General features: G+C 60.5%; 2 protein-coding genes. Both read left to right on the top strand.

Annotation, left to right across the window (positions count from 1 at the left end; genetic code table 11):
* Positions 1–65: 65 nt before the first annotated feature.
* The gene (locus tag L0H65_RS17525) at positions 66–2,153 is read left to right on the top strand and encodes an intermembrane transport protein PqiB (RefSeq protein WP_301460510.1); all 2,088 of its coding nucleotides are present in this window, start codon (positions 66–68) and stop codon (positions 2,151–2,153) included.
* A gap of 1 nt (position 2,154) precedes the next feature.
* Positions 2,155–2,730 (top strand): membrane integrity-associated transporter subunit PqiC, encoded by a 576-nt coding sequence (locus L0H65_RS17520; protein ID WP_301460509.1) that lies wholly within the window; start codon positions 2,155–2,157, stop codon positions 2,728–2,730.
* The last annotated feature ends 180 nt before the right edge of the window (positions 2,731–2,910 follow it).

Genomic DNA, 2,910 nt, shown 5'->3' with positions numbered 1-2,910 from the left:
ACCATGCTCTCCGCCCAGAGTTTTGACGCAAGACTGATCTGGGACGCCGACAAGGACAACATCGCATGACGCTGCCCGAAGACCTGCCGGAACTGGAGATGAAACCCGCGAAACGCTCCCCCTGGCGCAATCTTTCGCTGGTGTGGGTGGTGCCGCTGCTGGCCTTGATCGTGTCATTGAGCGTTGCCTGGCAAAGTTTCATCGGGCGCGGCACTCTGATCACGATTGAGTTCACCGAGGCGGGCGGCATTGCCCCGAAGGATACCACAATTCGTTTCCATGACGTAGTGATCGGTTCGGTTGAGAGCGTTGCATTCAACAAGGATCTCTCGAAAGTCATCGTCTCTGCCCGCGTCGACAAGGAGGTTGCGGCCACGCTCAGCACTGACGCAATGTTCTGGGTGGTGCGCCCCGAGGTTAGCGCGCGCGGCATCACCGGGTTGTCGACCGTGTTGTCGGGGGTCTATATCGACGCGGCTTGGGTGCCGACGGAAAACACTGATACCACCTCGTTCACCGGTCTCGACACGACCCCGATGATCCGCCCCGGCAGGGCGGGAACCCGCATCACCATCCGGTCAAAGAACGGCTCCAGCCTTTCCGCCGGTGCGCCTGTGTTCTTTCGCGGCATTGATGTCGGGCAATTGGACACGCCGCGCCTGTCGGAAACCGGCAACAGCACGAATGTCGAGGCTTTCATCAACGCACCTTACGACAAATTCCTGAACACGGACTCGCGTTTTTGGAACCTGTCGGGCTTTTCCGTCAGCCTTGGCCCGGCTGGGTTGGAGTTGAACGTCGCCAGCCTTGGATCATTGCTGACCGGCGGCGTATCCTTTGACAACGTGGTATCGGGCGGGCAGCCCGTCACCGACAACACAGTGTTTCGCTTGTTTGACAGTGAAGATGCGGCGCGCGACAGCGTTTTCACCAAGCAAAGCGAAAACTCCGTCAATATGGCGGTGATTTTCACCGAATCCGTCAGCGGTCTCGCCTCCGGTGCACCAGTCGAATATCGCGGGCTGCGCGTGGGGCAAGTCACTGGCATCGGTGCCTTCCTTGACAAGACCCCGGCGGGAAGTGCGGTGCGGCTGCGCGCCATCATCTCCATTGATCCGCAAGCCCTTGGGCTGCAAGCCGAAGCCAGCGCGCAGGACGTGACCGATTTCATCGGAAAACTTGTCGATGACGGGATGCGCGCCAAACTGGCGACCACCAGCATTTTCAGTTCCGCCCTCAAGATCGAACTTGCCGATGTTACCGAGCCGTCCTCCGCCACGCTGTTGAAGGATGTTGACGGCACGCCGATCATTCCCAGCATCAAATCGGAATTGCCGGATTTCACCGCCACCGCAGAAGGCGTCTTGCAGCGGGTGAACAATCTGCCGATCGAGGAGGTCATGCAGCAGGCTATTTCGCTGATGGCTTCGATTGAAGCGATTGCAACCGCAAAAGGCACCCAAAGCGCGCCGGATGCTATCCTTGGCCTGATCGAGGACGCGCGCGGGTTGATCGGCAAAGAGGATACGCAAGCCATTCCCGGCGAATTGCGTGCGGTGGTGGCCGATCTGCGCAGCATCATCAGTGATCTGAAAACTCGCGGCGCGGTGGATCAATTGTCGAATGCGCTGGCCAGCTTTGACACGGCGGCGGCGAATATCGCCACAGCTTCCGATGACCTGCCGAAACTCGTTTCGGATCTGCGCGCGGTGGCCGCCAAGGCAAACAACCTGAAAACCGATGAATTGGTGGACGCCGTGACCCGCGTGATGGACAATACCAACGCATTGATCGGCACCGAAGACGCGCGCAACATCCCCGCCTCGCTCGTCTCGGCACTGGCCGAAGTGCAAGCCGCTCTGGCTGATTTGCGCAAAGGCGGCGCGATTGAAAACACCAATGCCGCCCTTGCCTCTGCCCGCAACGCGGCCGATGCGGTGGCGAAAGCCGCCAACAACCTTCCGGATGTGACCGCGCAACTTGATGCGGTGGTTGCGAAAGCGGATGCACTGCTATCGGCTTACGGGACGAGATCGAAGTTCAACGCCGAAACGCTCGACCTGTTGCGAGAGATGAAGATCGCTGCCAAATCGGTTGCGCAACTGGCCCGCACCATCGAACGGAACCCGAATTCCCTGCTGTTAGGAAAATGATGTGACCCTACGGATTGCTGCTGCCCTTGCCCTCGCCTTGCCGCTTCTTGCCTGCGGCGACAACAACGCGCGGTTTCTGATTTCCAACGGTGCCGTTGATACCGGGGCGGTTGCCAAATCCCGCGTCGCGGTGCGCACGATCGAGGTTCGGGATGTGTCGCTGCCCGCTTATGCGGCGGCGTCCGAAATTGTGACCGAACAGGCTGACGGGGCGCTTGCCGTGGTGCCAAAGGCGCTTTGGGCAGATGACCCGGTGCGCGGCGTGACCGGTGCGCTCGCCCGCAGCCTTGATCAGCGTTCCACCGCGACGGTCGCCGCAGAACCATGGCCCTTGGCGGAACCCGCAGATGTGCAACTGGAAGTGCGGATCGACCGCATGGTTGCCAAAACCAGCGGCTCGTTTGAGTTGAGCGGTCAATTCGCCATTGCCGCCCCTTCGGGTACAGTCCGGGAGTCGGTCAAGCGATTTGCCATTGCCGTGCCGCTGACCGATAGCAGCCCCGCCGCCGTTGCCGCCGCCACCGGTGCCGCGATTGACCAACTCGCCGCCGAGGTGGTCAACAAATTGCGCCGCTGAGCAGCGGTTCAGGCCGACGACAGCGGGCGCGACTGCCTTAATGGGCGGGGGCTTTTGCGTCTTTGGGCGGGGCTTTCATCAGCAGTGCGGCAATCGCGAGGGTGGCAAACAGCGCGGTAATAATCACGAAAACATCAATGAAAGACATGACCGCTGCTTGCGCCATCAAACGTTGCCCCA

Source organism: Pseudorhodobacter sp., assembly GCF_030452865.1.
Taxonomy (GTDB): domain Bacteria; phylum Pseudomonadota; class Alphaproteobacteria; order Rhodobacterales; family Rhodobacteraceae; genus Pseudorhodobacter.
This window is presented reverse-complemented; position numbering and strand designations above follow the sequence as displayed.